The organism is Clostridium muellerianum, from assembly GCF_012926525.1.
Lineage (GTDB): Bacteria > Bacillota > Clostridia > Clostridiales > Clostridiaceae > Clostridium_AM > Clostridium_AM muellerianum.
Window position 1 is genome coordinate 18,398 of record NZ_JABBNI010000022.1, and the last position, 18,940, is coordinate 37,337.

Consider the following 18,940-nt stretch of genomic DNA (forward strand, 5'->3'; position numbering starts at 1 on the left):
TTTTAATCCCCCTTTGATTTGTCGTATCCTTTTTAGCAAACTAATATTAGAAAATATAATAATTGCCTCGATGACATTATGTTGTAAAATTATTCACACCTTTATAATTTCATGATTTTCTTTTTTTACTTTTCCGAGAAATTTCTCATAAAAAAAGCCTGCAGCAATCTGCAGGCTTTTATGATATCATATTGAACTTACATAATTAGAATAGTACTTATTAATAAAAAATTAATAATAAACTATATAACTTTTATGTAAACAAATATTACCACACACTTCCCACCGAAGTTGTCGTCAATTACTTTAAGGCAGGTCTCCTGACTCGTAGATCAATTTACTCTCCAAACTTCCCAGCAGTATGCCAGTGTTAACTAGATTTCATCCCTACTCACAGTAGCGGGGGCTGTAAAGGTTTCAAACCTTTTTCCCTATTATCTTCATTTTGAAGCACCTTAAGATATTAATATTAATTTTTTTAATCCTCTTTTTAAGTATATTGCCTAATATGTAAAAAGTCAACATTTTTATAGTTTTGTTTCAAAATTGTGCATATTTTCAACAAAACTATATTCCACATTCTTTTACCGCTTCTATTCCATACCTTTAAAACTATTCTTAAAGCTTCACCAGTTTTTCTGTAAAAAATGGAAATGCCATCTTACCAGTATCTTTATATATAAGATTCTACTTTCTTACCAATACATATATAGTATTCTGAACTATCCTCAGCATAGATAATTTCAAAATCAGCTTTTCTCATAATGCTCAAAGTAATCCCTACTTCATCAAGAGTATTAGAATCAATTTTGTGGTTAATTTCATTGTGTCTGCTATTTATTTTATCCCTGCTTTCAACATGAGCAATGACTATCTTTCCATCTTTTTTGAGCAGAGAATGCGCTTTTTCAAAAAAAGCTTTACTATCTGTAAAATGAGGATAGCAGGAATAAGCTATTATACAATCATATCTTTTGATGCATGAATAAAGATAAAAGTCTTCCACTGCAAAGTTTAAATTATTATAACTATGTTTTTTCCTAGATATCTCTATCATTTTTTCAGATACATCTAATGCAGTTAGCTTACCTTCCATTCCAATTTCTTTTTCTATATAAGGTATAACTACTCCTGTTCCACTTCCTATGTCTAAAACACTACTTCCTCTTTCTAAATTAATCTTATCGAAAATATACTTAACTTTTTTTTCAGGATGGCAACAAATACTATCCCATTTTTCCGCTATATCATTAAAAAATTCTCTGTTTTCCATAATTCTATCCTTCCTTTATATCCATTAAAAAATCTAATAATTTGCTGTATTACTTTTTAAAGACTTTTGTACAGCATATACTATAATTGGTATTAATATAATCTGCATTAATATACCAGGTAGGCCTTTAAAAAAGAGTCCACTTACCACTAAACCCAATTTAAAAGGCTTACTCATTATAATATGGAGCAATACAAAATTCCCTAATATATTTACTAGCCTTCCTAAAATCATACCTGAAATCAATGATGGATAAATGCCCATTTTAAATTTGTTATAAAACATTGAAATAAATAATCCATAAGACGCAAGTTCGAAAATCATTATATAAACAAACGGAAATGGCGGCATACCTGTGAAAATATGGCTAAGTAATGGAGTTAGAACGCCTACACATAATGCATAATAAGGTTCTAAAACAAAAGCTCCAATTAAAATTGGAATATGTATTGGCAAAAATATACTCCCTGCATCTTTTATACCATGAAACAAATAAGGTAGTATCAATCCTAATGCTATAAGCAAAGATGCTCTTATCATTTGCTGTAAATTTGAAACTCTTTTCATATATAAAACCCCCTCTCTTTTATCCATTTATTTTGACTATGCATAAGTAACCTTTTTCTTTAAATACTCACCAATAAACTTAATGCAAGGCATCGCAGTCACTATACTAACACCTGAAAACACAGCTGCTCACCAAGCTCCCGAATTTACTTTGTCATTCAATATATTTTTTATAGTGAAAATAACATCCTCAGCCTTAACTTCTGTATTATCGCGAAATTTAACACCTTTTTTCATGTCTGTCCATCTATAATTTCCTACATTTGTCATATTATCAAACATATACTTATTATGAAGCATTTTTTATGCCAATATCATCACCTGTTTAAATATATTGCATTATTATGCACATTTATCAAAACGATACGCAATTTAGTCTCAATGTGATATTTTTATCATTTTGAAATAAAAAAAATACTTAAGTACAAGATGGACTGCATTTAAGTATTTTTTAATTTAGAGTTATTAGGTTTTGGGAATTTGAAATTTACATCAAACTGTACTTATTTGCAAAGCAATTCTTATGCCAATACTTTAACCTTTAATATTCACGGAATAGATTATAATATTTTTCTTAGCTTCTTTAAGCATCTCATCTGCTTTTTGCATTGCTTCTATAGCTTTTTGTATAAATTCTGCAGTTTCTAATTTCCCCATTAATTTTGCTTTTTCCACCCACTCTTTAAATCCTTCTTCATGTGAGTGTTGACCTTTATCATGATTGTGTTCATAATCATGATGATATTTGTATTCATTTTCTTTACTGTAAATCATAAGTATACCTCTTCTCTTTATGTTTTTTCATCAATTTGAAATTTAAAAATACCCAAGTGCAGGAGGGCTGCTCTTAAGTATTTTTTAATTTTAGGGTTTAGTTCTTTAATATATAAATTTATTTCAAACTGTATTCCTTTATTTATAAAGCAATTTACATACCAATGCTTTAATCCCTAATATACACAGCTTAAATATTGAATTGTATCAATTTGAAAATATATTACTCTTAATTTGATAAAAAATACTATAACTGATTCATTTTGATACTATTTATGCAGCTTATCTCAAAAATTTTATTCCTTATTAACAAATCATATCCCTATACACACTAAAATTAATGCTCCTTCATTTAACTATCAACTAATTTTTATATTTCTCCATTTATTGTTTAAAAACCTTAGCAATAATATTATGCCCCTTATACTTATATCAAGAGAATATGCTAACCAACTACCTACTAATCCAAAATTAAATATTACACCAAATAAATATCCCACTCCAACTCTTATTACCCATATTCCAAAAAACGTAGAATACATAGAGAATTTTGTATCTCCCGCTCCCTGTAATGTACTGGATATAACCATTGTTAATGATAAAAATGGTTGAAATAATGCTATTATCCTTAATACTGATACTACTAATTGTTGTACTTGTTTATCACTTGTAAATAACTTTGCTAAAGATGGTGACATAGTATAAAAAAAAACACCTATTATAACCATAAATATAGTTGATAAAGTGTTTGCTGCTAAAACATATTTTTTAGCTTTCTCTGGTTTGTTTGCCCCTAAATTATTTCCCATTAGCGTAGCTGCTGCTATCCCAAATCCCATAGCTGGAAGATATGAATAACTTTCTATAGTTCCTGCAATATTGTGAGCTACATAAGCTGAAGTTCCCAAATCAATAATCATTGCACCATAAACTAATTGTCCAAATCTCATTATTAATTTTTCTATTCCAGCAGGTATTCCTATTTTACCTATTGATATTAGTAATTTTTTATTTATTATCCATTTACTAAATAAATTTAATTTTATAATTGTTTTATCCCTACAAACACTAGTAAAAAGCATTATAACTGAAATTATACGGGCAAGAGTGGTCGCTAATCCTATATTTCTTGAAACAATAGAAGTGGTACCTATTCCAACAGCAGTAAAAAAGCCAATATATATATTCATTATAAGGTTAGTAATTCCAACAGCTGCAATAGCATTAGAACTCAATTTTCCTACAAAATAAGTATCTATAGTACCAAGCAAAGCTTGGAAAATATTCTCTATTATAACCGGAATTGCAAGAGGCATAATTATCTTAATAGTCTTTATATCAAGCCAGTTTCTTACACTATAAACATTTTTTATTTTAAGCATATTATTTCCTAATAAATTAATATACACTTAAAATTATATGTGTAATATTTATTTATAATTACCTATGATCATTTGTAGCTATATTAGGAACATAAGCGTCCTCTGGGACGCCTTTTTTGCATCAACCCAACTTATAATTTTTTACTTGTAATATTTTCCTCAAATCTCGTAATCATTTGTTTTCAACGCCTCACGGCATGCTTTTTTCTTCAAAAAAATAGAAAATTCCTATATAATAAAAAAGTCATATCCTAATTTGATCGCTAGATATGCACTTCCCTATAAAAATGTACATAATGTAGCTAAAAGAACTATATATCTTTTATCCGTAAATATTTTATGTAAATCAATTTTCTTACGCATTTGCTATATCTGCTCCTTATTTCTGTATATAATAAAGTAATATTCTATACTTTTAGCACCATAAGTTTCTAAATTAAGCTATTTGGGTAATTTCAAAAGTTGTGATTGAAACTTCAATTAATTTATATACTAAAAGGCATAACTGAATTAAGTAGTCTTTGTGCATATTCACTTTTTACATTTACAAGGTTATTACTAGAAATGTTCTCTACAATTTTTCCTTTATACAGGAACAAAACCTGATCACATAAATTAGCAACTGCCTGTAAATCATGAGCTATAAATAAATATGTCATATCTAAATCTTCCTTCAATTTTTTAAGCAGTTTAATTACTTGAGCTTGTATTGATACATCTAGTGAACTAATAGCTTCATCAAGAACTATAAATTTAGGCTTTGTAGAAATAGCCCTTGCAATGCAAACTCTCTGAAGCTGTCCTCCACTTAGTTCATGTGGATATCTGTCCATTACATCTTTAGATAATCCTACTCTAACTAACAGCTCTTCTACCTTCTCTTTAATTTTATCTTTTTTTTCAAAAGCAAGCATTGGCTCAGCTATAACTTCTTTTACTGTAAAACGAGGATTTGTAGAGGAAGTATAATCTTGAAATACTACACTCATCTGTCCCTGATTTTCCTTTATCCATTTACAAACAGGCTGTTCTTCAATAAATATGCTTCCATTATTTGGTCTTTCCAGTCCTAATATTAAACGACTGAGAGTGCTTTTTCCACTTCCACTCTCACCAATAAGTCCCACACATTGTCCTTTTTCTATAGAAAAGCTAATTCCTTGAAGAACACTTAATTTATCTTTGCTTCTAAATGAACCAATTTTTGAATAACTCTTATAAACATCTTTTACTTGCAGCAACATATTTCATCCTCCAAAATCATGGCTTTACGGAATGAATCCGTAAGCTCTAATCGAGTATCAATTAAATACTTAGTATACTCATGCTCAGGATTTTTAAAAACTTTACTTGCATTTCCATACTCCACACATTTTCCATTTTTCATTACAAGTATATCTTGAGCTAAATACTGCACAACCCCCAAATCATGAGATATAAAAATTATTGCTGTACCTGCTACTTCTCTAAGTCTTTTAAATTCCTCCACCACTTCACGTTGATTAATAGAATCTAGTGCTGTGGTAGGTTCATCAGCTATTATAATATCGGGCTTCATGGACATGGATAGTGCAATCATACACCTTTGCAGCATACCTCCTGAAAGCTGATGTGGATATTTCTTAACCACTTGCTCAGGCTCATTAATACACATTTTTTCTAAAGCATCAACTGAAAGACTTTCTGCTTCCTTTTTTGAAACATTTGTATTTTCACATAAGGTTTCAATCATTTGATATCCAATAGTATACAGAGGATCAAAAGCTGACATTGCATCTTGAAGTATCATACATATACGTTTGCCTCTAATTTTACGAATAGTATCACCTTTAACTTTTAACAAGTCCATATTATCAAACTTTACACTTCCACTAACCTTAAGCCATGGATTTGTAAGACCTAATATTGCTTTTGCTGTCATGGATTTACCGCTTCCACTTTCCCCCACAATCCCCAAGCAAGTATTAGATTCAAGTTTAAAGCTCACATTACTAACTATTTCTTCCTTAGTTTTCACATCTTCTACAGAAATGTTTTTTACCTCTAACAAGCTCATTATTTAATCACCTCTTTCAATTTACCATGTTTTTTAGGATCTAAAGCTACCTGCAAGCTGTCTCCTAAAAAATTAAAAGCTGCAACTACAACAAGTATTGCAATACCAGCTGGTAACATTTGAGTTGGGTGAGTGGTCATAATATTTTTGGCTTCATTTAGCATCATTCCCCATTCTGGAATTGGCGGCTGTACTCCCAATCCTAAAAATGATAATGCTGAAATGTTTAAAATAACCCATCCTGTATCAAGAGTTGCAAGTACAATAATCTCACCTGCTACACCAGGCACTAAATGTTTTTTTATAATATGCCATGTGCTGCAGCCAGATACCCTTGCAAATTTTATGTAATTTTTATCTCTATACTGCAAAACTATAGATCTTATCATCCGTGTGTACCACACCCACTTAGCTATAATATTTGCAATTATTACATTAAAAAGTCCTGGTCCAAGTATACCAACTATTGAAAGTATCATAACCTCACTTGGAAATGACAGCATAATATCACAAATTCTCATAATAATTTCATCTACAAATCCACCAAAGAATCCTGAAATCATGCCTAAAATAGTGCCTATTAAGATAGTTATTATCATGGTTAATATTGATAAAATAACTGTTGTACGAACTCCATATAATATTCTCGAAAATAAACATCTCCCTAATTGATCTGTACCAAATGGATATTTCATACTCATAGATTGAAATTTTTGTGTTATATTTGTTTCTATAGGACTGTTTGGAGTAATTACTGGAGCTAAAACACCAGCTAGCAAAATCACAAATAGAATTATAATACAAACCACCGCAAGTTTGTCTGATTTTAATCTCTTCCAAAGTATCATATTATGCCTCCCTTCTCATTCGTGGATCAATTAACGTGCTAAATATATCAACTATTAAATTGCAAAATACAAACATTACTGCCATAATAAGTACATACGCTTGTATAATAGGATAATCTCTATTAAATATAGCTGTTACACATAATCTACCTATACCAGGCCATGCAAAAATATTTTCTATTACAAATGTACCAGCTATAAGCTTTGGAATTGACATACCAAGAGCTATAATTGAAGATTGAAGTGAATTTTTAAATACATGCTTTATAATAGTACTTTCCTTAAGACCTCTAACTCTTGCGTAGAGGACATAATTTTCCTGCTTATTTTGTATCATGTTATTTCTAATCAATCTTACATAGGTTGAAATATACGTAAGAGCTAGAGTTATTGCCGGAAGAATAACAGAATTTATTGTTTTCATTCCACTTGTAGGGAAAATATCTAATTTAACTGAAAACATCCATATTAAAAGAAGTCCCACCCAAAAACTTGGCATGGCAGTACCTAAAAATACCAATCCTCTTACTATTTTATCTGCAATACTATTTTCATAAACAGCACAGAGTACTCCCAATAACACACTAAATAAGACAGTAGTCACTAAAGCTACTGCTGCTAAATAAAGGGTAGCTGGAAGTGCCTCCTTAATTTCTCCTATAACTGGTTTATTATTTACATAACTTTGTCCTAAATCACCTTTAATACTTTTTCCTAACCATATTGTATATCTTTCAAAGAAAGGTTTATCCAAACCTAATTGTTCTCTCATTTCATGAACTGCTTCATGTGTTGGTACTATTTCATTTGCTCTAAGAGCAACCTCTGCAGGATCACTAGGACTAAGATTAATTATTATAAATGATAGAAATGAAATTCCAATCAATATAGGTATTACACTCAGTATCCTTTTCCTTATATAACTTTTCATTTTATATCTCCTAAAACTTAATAGAAAGGGGCCGCCACAATAAAAATAAACATTACAGTTTTCTTAATGTGACAGCTCCTTTGCTTCATCTACTTTTCAAAATACATTTTTTCAAATGGTATTTCGTATTGAGATTCATTAAAGCCAACTCCCTTTAGCCCCTTAACACATACTACTTTTGTTCTGGAGTAACTAATTGGAATATATATGCACTGATCATTTACATATGTTAAAACCTCTTTATACATTTGCTTACGAGTATTTTCATTTGGCTCAGTCATAATAGATGTAATAGTTTGATCAAGCCACTTCTTTTTCTCTAAACCTGATTGTGCCTGACAATCACCATGCGCTGGTTGACGCCAAGAAGAGAAATATGATTGTGGATCATATGGAGTTCCCCAAGAAAGTGAGTATTGAAGATCAAATTCTCCTGTTCTTTGACGATCAAGGAAAGCTTGTTTTTCTTCTCCTGTAACTTTAAGACTAACACCTACTGCTTTAAAATCATTTTGTACAGCTTCACTAATAGTACGTTCCTGTGCATTATTGGAATTAAAGTAAAGTGTAATCTCACATTTCTTACCATCTTTATATCTATATCCATCGCTGCCCATTTTCCATCCAGCTTCTTCTAAAAGACTTTTTGCTTTATTCACATCATATGAGAATGTTCTCAAATCTATATCGCAGTATTTTACAGATTTTGACATAAGTGTGTCTGCCACTGATTCTGAACCATTTAAAATACCACCTGTAATAGCCTTTTTATTAACTGCATATTGCATTGCCTCTCTAAACTTTAAATCACCAGTAATTTCTTTACGTGAATTTAAAAGGATTGCTCTAGATGCAATTGGTTTACTAAGTACAGTAGTATATTTGCCTGCTTTTTGTAATTCTTTAAAGGAATCAAGGTCAATCATATCTCCATCCGAACCAAACAACATATCAATTTCACCTTTTTGTAGTCCTAATAATATTGTCTGTTGGTCAGGCATAACCTTCCATTCTACAGAATTTACCTTTGGTTTTTCTCCCCAATAATTTTTATTTGCTGTAAACACTGCATATTGATTATTTTTATGTTCTGAAAGTACCCATGGACCTGTTCCAGCATATCCACTTACTCCATTTTTTGTACCACCATTAACAAAACATTTAGGTGAAATAAATCTAAATGGACGTGTAAGTCCAAGTTCTACAAGGGTTGGATAATATGGATGTTTTAAGACTAACTTATATGTATTTTCATCAACTACCTCATTACTTTTAATTTCATTTACAAGATCAAGCCATGCATGACGCTGAATATTTGCAATAACAGCATCCATATTTAATTTAACAGCCTTTGCATTAAAAGGTTCTCCATCTGTAAATTTTACACCTTTTCTTAAATGAAAGGTATACTCAAGCCCATCCTTAGATACATCCCAGCTTTCTGCAAGACAAGGTTTTACCCCTTTTTCAGTATTGATTACCAAGGATTCAAAGACCATATTTTGAGCAGCCATTTCACCTGAGTAAAGGTGAGGATTAATGTCTCTAATGTCCTTTGTGCTTGCATAAACTATTTTGTCCTTTTTACTTGTCTGCGAAGTCTCTTTACTGCTTGTACATCCTGCAGCAAGGCACATCATTGAACTTAGTACAATTGCCATGATTCTTTTAAACTTCATTAGTTAATTCCTCCAAATTTACAAATTTATTTTTTCTACTACTTCAATGTTCAAAATTTTGCTAACATCATTATACATAACCGTTATTATTATTCCACTTTCCCTTTTTATACAAATTATTTAATAATATATCTTAAGTTGCTATTTAGTCATCTTTCACCTTCTGCTCTTTTTAAAACATTTTATAGTACTAGAATTAAGTATAAAATATTAATGACATAACAACTGCCACAAAATAGAACACTTAATATACAAAAACTTCAAATCATACTATACTTATTTCTATTAATTTTTGCAATAAGATCCATATTTTTTTATTCATAATAAATTTTGACAATGTATTTATACAGCAAATTTCATGCCAATCATAATTAACCGACATTTTTACAAAAAAAAAGAAAAAAATCCTCAAAATGATATAAACTAGTACCATTTTGAGAATTTCTTTTTCATTTTGAAACTATTTTATTACCAGTATCAATTTCTTTTGAAAATATCCATGTTTTTTTAGCAAAATCCCTTCCTTTAACTACTACTTTATCTCCATGTACTTCCACATATAAGCCCTGACTTTCATTATAAATCCTTTTTAATCTATAACCTTCTTCTGGCAGTATTGCATAATGTACAGCTCCTGTATGAACTGTAGCAAAAGGCTGATCTGTTCTTACATTATCTACCCCTAACAAAACATGCGTGTGGGATGTAAATAAAATAACTTCAGGATACTCTGATAAAATTTTACTAAGTTCCTCTCTTTGCTCTATTCCAATCCATCCCTCTATGCTAGTTTCTAAATGCTGATGTAAAAATACAAAAATAGGTTTACCTTTTTTATGCTTTTCAGCTAATTTTAACTGCAGCCATTCTAATTGATTTTCTGATAAAAAAGCATTCACTGATGATCCTGGCTTCCTCGTATTTCCAGATTCTGATCCTAATGATATAAAATGATACCCTTTAATCCATTTATCATGATATATAGAGTTTTCACCTGCAAAATCTAAATACATATTTTTAAGTCTTTCAACATCCTCTAAATTATTTTTACCTCTCGCATAATCAAAATACTCATGATTACCAATGTTTTTAATTATAATTTTAGGAAGTATATCTTTCTTATTATCTAAAGTATTTTTAAGTGCATCATACTGACTTTTTAATCCTTGATCCACATTATCTCCGTTGAATATCAAGGCATCCATATTAGCATTTATGGTATGCAAATCACCAATTGCATTTTTTAGTTTATATATATTGCCATGTACATCTCCCAAAACTGAAAAATTAAGTTCTTCCTTCTTTGGAACTGCTTCTTTATTTGTGCTACTTACAACTTTTTTAGAATTATGAACTACTTTATTGCTAATTTTATTTTTATATACCGTCCAAGAAATAACTAAAATTATTACTATTAATATTAGTCCAGTTATTTTTAATTTCTTCATATTATTTAAATCACCTATTACTTATAAAATTTATTGATATTATAATATCACATTATACAACTCAAAACCATGTTTTCTTCTTATATGACATTTTTTATAACTTTATATTTTAAATAATCTCTAATTTACTTTAGGCATATGAAAGAAAATAGCAAGTCAAAGATGTTAGTATATTTTGCGATGGACAAGGAAACAGGTTCTGCTGATAGTTGTTCTATCAAAGGGTTCTGTTGACGCAGTATGACGCAAAATATACTAACATACTGACTTGTTATTTTTTTGAATATGCCTTATAGAATAAAGGCGACATAAATAGGCTGCCACCTAAATGCCCTTAGCCATCTACTGCATTACTATACTTAACTGGATATAATGCTTTCTTTTTTCTTATTACTGTCTTAAACTTCCAGCCATTCTCTTTAGCTGTATACTTGAAGATCCTAATTATATCACTTAAATCAAAACTGTATTCATAAGCTTTACCCTCATCATCATATTGAATCCCTTTAACTATTCTACAAACTGCAGTACCGCACTGAAAGGAAGCCTCATTTTCAAATGCAAAAGAAAGCCCCCAACTACTTTCCTTTGCCATCTCCCATACCAAAACCGTACTTACTTCTTCATTAAAGTATGCACAAACGTGATAGTCTATCTTTTCATTACCAATCTTCCACAAATTATTTACAAACTCACAATTTATAGATATATCAGTTTCTTCCCCCAACGAATATTTTATTCCCAGCTTATTTAACTTTGATGTAACGCTTGAAATTAGTATTTGCTTATCCATTAAAATTCCCCCTATTAGGTAATACTGCAATTTCAACTAAGCAAAACGTTTACCCATCTTAATTTTAGCACATGCAGTATTAATTTAAAAGCAAATATTTTCAAAATTTTCTGATTATTTTTTCTATATCTTTCCTCACATAATAATTTTAATTAAGTAAGCTGTGAATTACAGCTTACTTAAGGTCTTAATTACATGTTCTTCTTTAAAAGGTTTAACTATAAAACTTTTTGCACCAACTATAATAGCTTTTTTTACCCATGATTCCTGACCTACAGCAGAAATCATAACCACTTTGCAATTAGGATCCATTTTTCTAATTGCAGATAGCGCTTCTACACCATCCATTTTAGGCATAGTAATATCCATTGTTACTATTTCTGGATTTAATATTTTATATTTATTTACAGCATCAAATCCATCCTCAGCTTCTCCAACTATTTCATATCCATTATTTTCAAGCATTGTTCTAAGCGCTGCTCTCATAAATAATGCATCATCAACAATTAAAACCTTTTTCATAAAAACCACCTCTTATTATGATATTATTTCTAGCTTTTTCATTACTTCAATTAACTTATTTATATCTATAGGCTTTGCAGCATATGCTTCACAACCTAATTCAAAAGCTTCATGAACACATTCAGTGTCCATAAGAGCTGTTGTCATTATTACTTTTGCTCTTTTTTCAGGAACAATCATTCTATATTCCTCAAATTCTTTAATTGCCTTAAGCACCTTTATACCATCAACTTTAGGCATCATTATATCAAGACAAATAAGATTATATGGATTATTCTCCTTAGCAGCTAACAAATAAGCATCTAAAGCTTCTATGCCATCTACTACAATATCACATTCTCCATATTGTGAAAGAAACTTTAGCAAAAATCTTCTACTTGTCAAATCATCTTCTGCAATTAATATTCTCATACCCTTATCCCCCTAATTGTATTTTATTTTTAAATATCTAAAATTGACTTCTTAAGAATCTCAAATTCCTCAATTACTTTTTTAGCATAATCAACAGCCTCATTTAAATTACCTCGTCTTGCAGAAAGTTCTACTTTAAAAGAAATATCCTTTAATTCATCTATGTTAATTTCATTAGATAAGTTTTTTATTTTATTAGCCAATCTTTCAATAAACACTAACTGCTTTTCCTGTAAAGACCTATCGAGTTTATCTATAGCATAAGATAATTCTTCCATCACCTTTGGTTTTTCTTTATTAAGAATTTTATTTTCATCATTAAAAAATCCAACTTCACCATTTTTGCCAAATCTTATGTTAAAATTTTTTAAATCTTCTTCCTTGCTGAATGCAGTATGTGCTTCAATTACAGTGAACAATTTATCCATCTTTACAGGCTTAGGTATATAATCATCCATGCCATTTGACAAAAATTTTTCTCTATCTCCTTTTAAAGCATATGCAGTAATAGCTATGATTGGTATATGTTTGTCCTTTTCTTTTATTATTTTCGCAGCTTCAATGCCATTCATAATTGGCATTTGAATATCCATAAGTATCACATCATACTTATCACTTTTATACATACTTACTGCTTCTTCTCCATTATTGGCAATATCGATAGAATATCCTCTTTCCTTAATCATACGGCTTATAACCTGTTGGTTTAACTTATCATCTTCTGCTAATAATATATTTAAATTCTTAGTTACTTCATTTACCTTAAAGTTATGCTTGCTATTTACTTTCAACCCTTTGCCGATTTTAAAGGTTAAAACAAAATAAAAGTCGCTTCCTTTTCCAAGCTTACTTTTAACTAATAAATTACCGCCCATTATTTCTGTAAGCTGCTTAGATATAGCAAGCCCTAATCCAGAACCACCAACTGTTCTTGTAGATGAACTATCAACCTGACTAAAACTTTTAAATATGGTATGGATATTTTCTTCTGATATTCCAATTCCCGTATCAGACACACTAAATTTTAATTGAACATATTCACTATTAGTTTCTATACTCTTTACATTTAATGAAATTTCACCATATTCTGTAAACTTAATTGCATTACTAATCAAATTATTTAATACCTGCTTAAGTCTATTTGGATCTCCTTTAAGAAACTGTGGTATAGTAGAAGAAAGTGTATAATTTAGTTCAATTCCTTTTGCAACCGCACTTGAACAATGGGCTTTTATTATTTCTTCTACAAGACTTTTAATATCAAAATCAATGCTTTCTATAACTAATTTTCCAGCTTCCATCTTTGAAAAATCTAATATATCATTAATAACTTTTAATAATGAATTTGCGCAGGATTTGGCTGTCATTAAGTTCTCTTTTTGTTCAGAATTTAAATCAGTAAGTAAAGTTAAATCTACCATACCAACAACTCCATTAAGAGGTGTTCTAATTTCATGACTCATGTTTGCTAAGAATTCACTCTTAGCTTTACTAGCTGCTTCCGCCTGTTCCTTTGCTCTTCTAAGCTCCATTTCCTTATTTTTTCTATCTCTTATATCTGTCGAAACAATAACAACAAACTTTTTTTCACCAAAATATACAGGAGTTACACTTAACTTAAGCCATAATTCAATTTCTTTACTATTTATTATAGCTTTATTATTGTACTCCAAATTTGTACCACAATCAGATTTTTTAGCCAGTGATATTGCTTGTCTTAAGCTACATTCTTTACATTTTTCTCCAAAGCCACAGCCTCTTTCATCATCAAAACTATTTTTACAACAGAAACCACTTCCAATAGTCTTTCCAATAACCTGGGTTTTTTTAATATTTAAAAAGTTTGATACAGAATTATTTATTGAATAAATAACTCCACTTTCATCAAGTATTACTACTCCTACAGGCACAGAATCAAACAGTCTCTTAAAACTATGTTCCTTATTTATTAATTCTAATTCAACACTTCTAATCCTTGTAATATCACGAAAAACTACAACTATCCCAATAAAATCCCCATAGTCATCTATTATAGGAGAACTACTAGCTGAAACATACTTTTTTTTATTATCTTTTGTAATAAGACCAGAGTTCTTCTTAAGTCCAATGGACTTTTGTAATTTAACTACATTATCAATTGGACTTTTAATCTTTTCACCTGTATTAATATCTATTAAAGGGAAAACAATATTAAAATCTTGATTTTCTGCTTCCTTTGATGACCAACCTGTTATTCCTTCTGCTGCGGAATTCAAGAACATAATTTTTTGGTTCATGTCAACAATAATAACTCCATCAGCTATACAGGATAAGGTGTTAATAAAAAACGCATTACCATCATTTAAAATTTGTTTTCTAATCATCTTTTATAACTCCAACTCTTCATCATTTAAAACAATTTTAGGTAAATTTTTTTTATTGTACTTACCATTTTTCTTTCCAAAAAACTTTGATTCCTCAGAAGCTAATTCTTGTGATGTTTCATAATAATTACTAACTTTCTTCAATTTAAATCTTTCTACTTCTGATTTTAGCATTTCGGCTTGACCATAAAGTTCTTCACTTGCTGCTGCAATTTCTTCAGAAGTTGCAGAATTTGTTTGAACAACGTTAGATACCTGCATGATTCCCTGATTAATCTGCTCAATTCCTAATGCCTGTTCATTTGATGCCTCAGCTATGTTTTTTACAAGATCTGCCACATCAGTAACATCTTTAACAATAGCACTCAATGCAGCTGCCGTTTTATCTGCTATTTTTGTACCATCTTCAACCTTTTTAATAGAACCTTCAATCATATTTGTTGTTTCCTTAGCTGCATTAGCTGATCTTTCAGCCAAATTTCTTACTTCTTCTGCAACTACTGCAAAACCTTTTCCATGCTGACCTGCTCTTGCTGCCTCCACAGCTGCATTAAGCGCAAGTATATTAGTTTGAAATGCAATTTCATCTATAACTTTAATAATTTTTGAAATATTTCCAGATGACTCGTTAATTTCTTCCATAGATTTTAACATTTCCATCATGTGTTCATTGCCCTTAATAGCATTTTCTTTTGTATTGTTAGCAAGTTCATTAGCCTTGCTGGCGCCATTACTATTTTCATTTGTTTGGGATGCTATTTCTTCTATAGAAGCAGTCAATTGTTCAATTGAACTAGCTTGTTCCGTACTACCTTGGGAAAGAGCAATGCTTGAATCTGACGCCTGTTTCGCCCCTGATGCTACCTCTTTTGCAGCTGAATTTATGTTTCTAAGTGCATCATTCATATTAGAGGACATTTTCATAAAAGCGCCTGCTAGTATTCCTATTTCATCTGTAGTATCCACATTTATTGATACATCTAAATTACCTCCAGCTATCTTATTAGCTGCCTTAACGATCTCATTTAAAGGTTTGCTTATCATACCAGCAAATATTAATCCTATACTTACTGCAAGTATAGCTCCAACAATTATCACCATAACCATAAGCATAGATTGACTTTTATAGCTTGAAATATTTTTTGTATTTTTTGTTTCTGCGTCTTTCTTATTCAAATTTACCAACTGCTGAACTGATTGATCACTTTTTTCCCTTAGGGCTGCAAGCTGATTTATTTTAGCAGTGGCTTCCAAATAATTGCCTGATTTTATTAAGCTTAAGTGTTCATTTAACATTTCCTTATATGTATCAAAATTACTTTTTGAAGAATTAAATAAACTTCTTTCCTCCTGAGATTGAATAGTTAATTCATAATCTTTCTGTATTTGGCTACATTCTTCTAATAATTTTTCGATTTCAGTTACTCTTTGCGAAAGCTTAGAAGTATCTTTTTCATATAACATTAATAAATAGTCTGATCGAATAGCAAATAAATCCTTCTGTATATTTTGAATACTTTCGATCTCCAGCAAATTATTTTTATACATGTCCTGATTCCTATTATTCATGTTGTTCATGTTATTAATGCCAATGATTCCAACAATTAAAATAAAACTTACAAGCGTGGTGAAGTATAAAATAATCTTCATTTTAATTTTTAAATTAGAAAACCATTTCATTTTTTATCCTCCTTATTGTTAAATGTAATACAATGTTTACTGCAAATTTATTAAATTAACAAAATATTTAAAAGCTGCGTTAGACTTGTACAATTTTTACTTTGTAATGCATTACATTTTCACCTACTAGCTTCATAATACTATGAAAAATCTTTAAATAACGTAACTACTGAAGTGCCCTCTTCTTGACTCATTTTCTTAAAAATCCCTATCTAGCATATCCTAGATAATTACCTATATATTTAGATGTGATGCGGTTATATTTATTTTGAAGTGAACATTTCTTATTTTCTTTCAATTATACTATGCAAGGAATATGTTGTCAATTTATGACGTTATATATTGTAATTTTGTATTTTCAGTCAAATTAAAACTATTTATTATAAAATTAAATTAAAATTAACAATTGAAATGATATTGTATATCAATATATACATCCATATATTGATACTAAATTAGTATTAAGTTATACTATATTTAAAATTTCTTGTTATTAGCAATAAAAAATATATTATAAATAGGTAACAATTAAATTTTTAAACTTTACACATTATAATAACAATTGTTTTTTGCTTAAATTATAAAATTTAACTTTAATATAGTAGGAGGTTTTTATAATGAAAATATTAGTTTGTGGTGGTGCTGGCTATATAGGCAGCCACATGGTAGCTTATTTATTAGAAAATGGTCATGATGTTATAGTACTTGATAATCTTCAAACAGGACATAAAGATTCACTGTTAGGCGGAAAGCTTTATATTGGTAATTTAAAGGATAATGAAATTTTAGATAAAGTTTTTACTGAAAATAAAATTGATGCTGTCATAGATTTTGCAGCAAATTCTCTAGTTGGCGAAAGTGTAGAAAACCCACTAAAATACTTTGATAATAATATTGGTTCTACTATAAAACTTTTAGAAGCTATGAATAAGTATAATGTTAAATACATTGTATTTTCATCTACTGCAGCAACTTATGGTGAACCTGAAAATATACCTATATTAGAACAGGATAAAACTTTTCCAACAAACCCCTATGGTGAATCAAAGCTTGCAGTAGAAAAAATACTAAAATGGTGTGATAGAGCTTATGGCATAAAATACACGGCATTAAGATATTTCAATGCCTGCGGTGCTCATATAAATGGAAAAATTGGGGAAGACCATAGACCAGAAAGCCATCTTATTCCTATAATATTACAAGCTGCCTTAGGTAAAAGAGAAAAAATAATGATTTTTGGAGACGATTATAATACTGAGGATGGTACTTGTGTACGAGATTATGTTCATGTATCTGATCTTGCTTCTGCTCACCTATTAGCTTTAGAGAGACTTAGAAATGGAGGAGAAAGTAAAATTTATAACTTAGGTAATGGAAAAGGTTTCTCTGTTAAAGAAGTTGTAGATGTAGCAAGAATGGTAACAGGCATAAACATTAAAGCAGAAATTGCTGAAAGACGTGCTGGAGACCCTGCTACTTTAATTGCCTCTTCTGAAAAAGCAATTAAAGAACTAGGTTGGAAACCTAAATTTAATTCTCTTGAAACAATAATAGAAACTGCCTGGAATTGGCATAAAAATCATTTAAATGGTTATGAAAAATAACTTTTTATTACATTATTCTTAAATTGTTCACATCCAAATCTAATTGTAGAATTAGACTAATTAAAATAAAACTCACCCATTTTTGATTAGTCTATCTACAATTAATTCTAATAATATATTAAAATACTCAAACAATGTATCTTCTTCTGTAGATCAAACAGTTATATCTATTACAGATGTATCTAATGCCACAAGTCAATTAGCACAGGGATCAATAGAACAAATTTGATACAGTCTTTTCTACTACTAAATTATCCTTGAATTTGTAAATTTAAAAAATTATAATATATTTAGTATGTTATAAGGAGTATAAAAATGAAATTTATTCTATGGCCTTTTAAAATAATTTTAAGCTTAATATCATCAATTATTACTCTAACTGGTAAAGCTATTGGAATAATATTAGGTTTAGTTATAATGATATTGGGAATGGCCGCCACTGTTACTATAGTAGGTGGCATAATCGGTATACCTCTAATTATATTTGGTCTTTTAATTTTAATAAAAAGTATATTCTAAATTTTTATAAAGCTATTCATTAAAAAGCTTAATGAATAGCTTTTTTCAATTTTTTAGTTAACAAAATGTTTTCTTGAATGAATAAAATAC

The 18,940-nt window shown here is 29.7% G+C and carries 19 protein-coding genes and 1 riboswitch; of the genes, 3 read left to right on the forward strand and 16 right to left on the reverse strand.

Annotation, left to right across the window (positions count from 1 at the left end; all coding sequences use genetic code 11):
- Positions 1-293: 293 nt before the first annotated feature.
- Positions 294-473: riboswitch (cobalamin riboswitch) on the reverse strand.
- A 200-nt stretch (positions 474-673) separates the two neighbouring features.
- The 16 genes from HBE96_RS12140 to HBE96_RS12215 all read right to left on the reverse strand — a co-directional run bounded on the left by HBE96_RS12140 (position 674) and on the right by HBE96_RS12215 (position 16,727).
- A complete protein-coding gene (locus tag HBE96_RS12140; protein ID WP_169298023.1) occupies positions 674-1,273 on the reverse strand; it encodes a class I SAM-dependent DNA methyltransferase in 600 nt (199 codons plus the stop codon).
- Between the two features lie 33 nt (positions 1,274-1,306).
- On the reverse strand, positions 1,307-1,840 hold the full coding sequence (locus HBE96_RS12145; RefSeq protein WP_169298024.1) for an ECF transporter S component: 534 nt from the start codon (positions 1,838-1,840) through the stop codon (positions 1,307-1,309).
- Between the two features lie 129 nt (positions 1,841-1,969).
- Positions 1,970-2,122 carry a hypothetical protein gene (locus HBE96_RS12150; protein ID WP_169298012.1) on the reverse strand — a complete coding sequence of 51 codons (153 nt, stop codon included), beginning with the start codon at positions 2,120-2,122 and terminating at the stop codon, positions 1,970-1,972.
- A 252-nt stretch (positions 2,123-2,374) separates the two neighbouring features.
- Positions 2,375-2,614: a DUF8180 domain-containing protein gene (locus tag HBE96_RS12155; protein ID WP_169298025.1), complete on the reverse strand. Its 240-nt coding sequence runs from the start codon at positions 2,612-2,614 to the stop codon at positions 2,375-2,377.
- A gap of 359 nt (positions 2,615-2,973) precedes the next feature.
- Entirely contained in the window at positions 2,974-3,996 is a 1,023-nt protein-coding gene (locus HBE96_RS12160) for an MATE family efflux transporter (RefSeq protein WP_243186924.1), read from the reverse strand.
- A gap of 485 nt (positions 3,997-4,481) precedes the next feature.
- Complete coding sequence (locus tag HBE96_RS12165; protein WP_169298026.1) at positions 4,482-5,240, reverse strand: ABC transporter ATP-binding protein; 759 nt, start codon at positions 5,238-5,240, stop codon at positions 4,482-4,484.
- A complete protein-coding gene (locus tag HBE96_RS12170) occupies positions 5,225-6,052 on the reverse strand; it encodes an ABC transporter ATP-binding protein (protein ID WP_169298027.1) in 828 nt (275 codons plus the stop codon). Before HBE96_RS12170 ends, HBE96_RS12165 begins: the two co-directional genes overlap by 16 nt.
- On the reverse strand, positions 6,052-6,900 hold the full coding sequence (gene opp1C / locus HBE96_RS12175; RefSeq protein WP_169298028.1) for a nickel/cobalt ABC transporter permease: 849 nt from the start codon (positions 6,898-6,900) through the stop codon (positions 6,052-6,054). Before opp1C ends, HBE96_RS12170 begins: the two co-directional genes overlap by 1 nt.
- Before the next feature lies 1 nt (position 6,901).
- On the reverse strand, positions 6,902-7,831 hold the full coding sequence (gene opp1B, locus HBE96_RS12180) for a nickel/cobalt ABC transporter permease (protein ID WP_169298029.1): 930 nt from the start codon (positions 7,829-7,831) through the stop codon (positions 6,902-6,904).
- Positions 7,832-7,920: 89 nt separating this feature from the next.
- Positions 7,921-9,510, reverse strand: a complete 1,590-nt coding sequence (nikA, locus tag HBE96_RS12185; protein ID WP_169298030.1) for a nickel ABC transporter substrate-binding protein — start codon at positions 9,508-9,510, stop codon at positions 7,921-7,923.
- A gap of 449 nt (positions 9,511-9,959) precedes the next feature.
- Entirely contained in the window at positions 9,960-10,958 is a 999-nt protein-coding gene (locus HBE96_RS12190) for a metallophosphoesterase family protein (RefSeq protein WP_169298031.1), read from the reverse strand.
- 334 nt (positions 10,959-11,292) lie between these two features.
- On the reverse strand, positions 11,293-11,751 hold the full coding sequence (locus HBE96_RS12195; protein WP_169298032.1) for a hypothetical protein: 459 nt from the start codon (positions 11,749-11,751) through the stop codon (positions 11,293-11,295).
- Between the two features lie 168 nt (positions 11,752-11,919).
- Positions 11,920-12,273, reverse strand: coding sequence for a response regulator (locus HBE96_RS12200; protein WP_169298033.1), 354 nt, complete (start codon positions 12,271-12,273; stop codon positions 11,920-11,922).
- Positions 12,274-12,288: 15 nt separating this feature from the next.
- A complete protein-coding gene (locus tag HBE96_RS12205; RefSeq protein ID WP_169298034.1) occupies positions 12,289-12,684 on the reverse strand; it encodes a response regulator in 396 nt (131 codons plus the stop codon).
- Positions 12,685-12,713: 29 nt separating this feature from the next.
- Complete coding sequence (locus HBE96_RS12210; protein ID WP_169298035.1) at positions 12,714-15,047, reverse strand: response regulator; 2,334 nt, start codon at positions 15,045-15,047, stop codon at positions 12,714-12,716.
- A 3-nt stretch (positions 15,048-15,050) separates the two neighbouring features.
- Positions 15,051-16,727, reverse strand: coding sequence for a methyl-accepting chemotaxis protein (locus tag HBE96_RS12215; RefSeq protein WP_169298036.1), 1,677 nt, complete (start codon positions 16,725-16,727; stop codon positions 15,051-15,053).
- 617 nt (positions 16,728-17,344) lie between these two features.
- Between HBE96_RS12215 and galE the strand changes: the two genes are divergently transcribed.
- The 3 genes from galE to HBE96_RS12230 all read left to right on the forward strand — a co-directional run bounded on the left by galE (position 17,345) and on the right by HBE96_RS12230 (position 18,850).
- On the forward strand, positions 17,345-18,331 hold the full coding sequence (galE, locus tag HBE96_RS12220) for a UDP-glucose 4-epimerase GalE (RefSeq protein WP_169298037.1): 987 nt from the start codon (positions 17,345-17,347) through the stop codon (positions 18,329-18,331).
- Between the two features lie 82 nt (positions 18,332-18,413).
- Complete coding sequence (locus HBE96_RS12225) at positions 18,414-18,560, forward strand: hypothetical protein (protein ID WP_169298013.1); 147 nt, start codon at positions 18,414-18,416, stop codon at positions 18,558-18,560.
- Between the two features lie 86 nt (positions 18,561-18,646).
- Entirely contained in the window at positions 18,647-18,850 is a 204-nt protein-coding gene (locus HBE96_RS12230) for a hypothetical protein (RefSeq protein WP_169298038.1), read from the forward strand.
- The last annotated feature ends 90 nt before the right edge of the window (positions 18,851-18,940 follow it).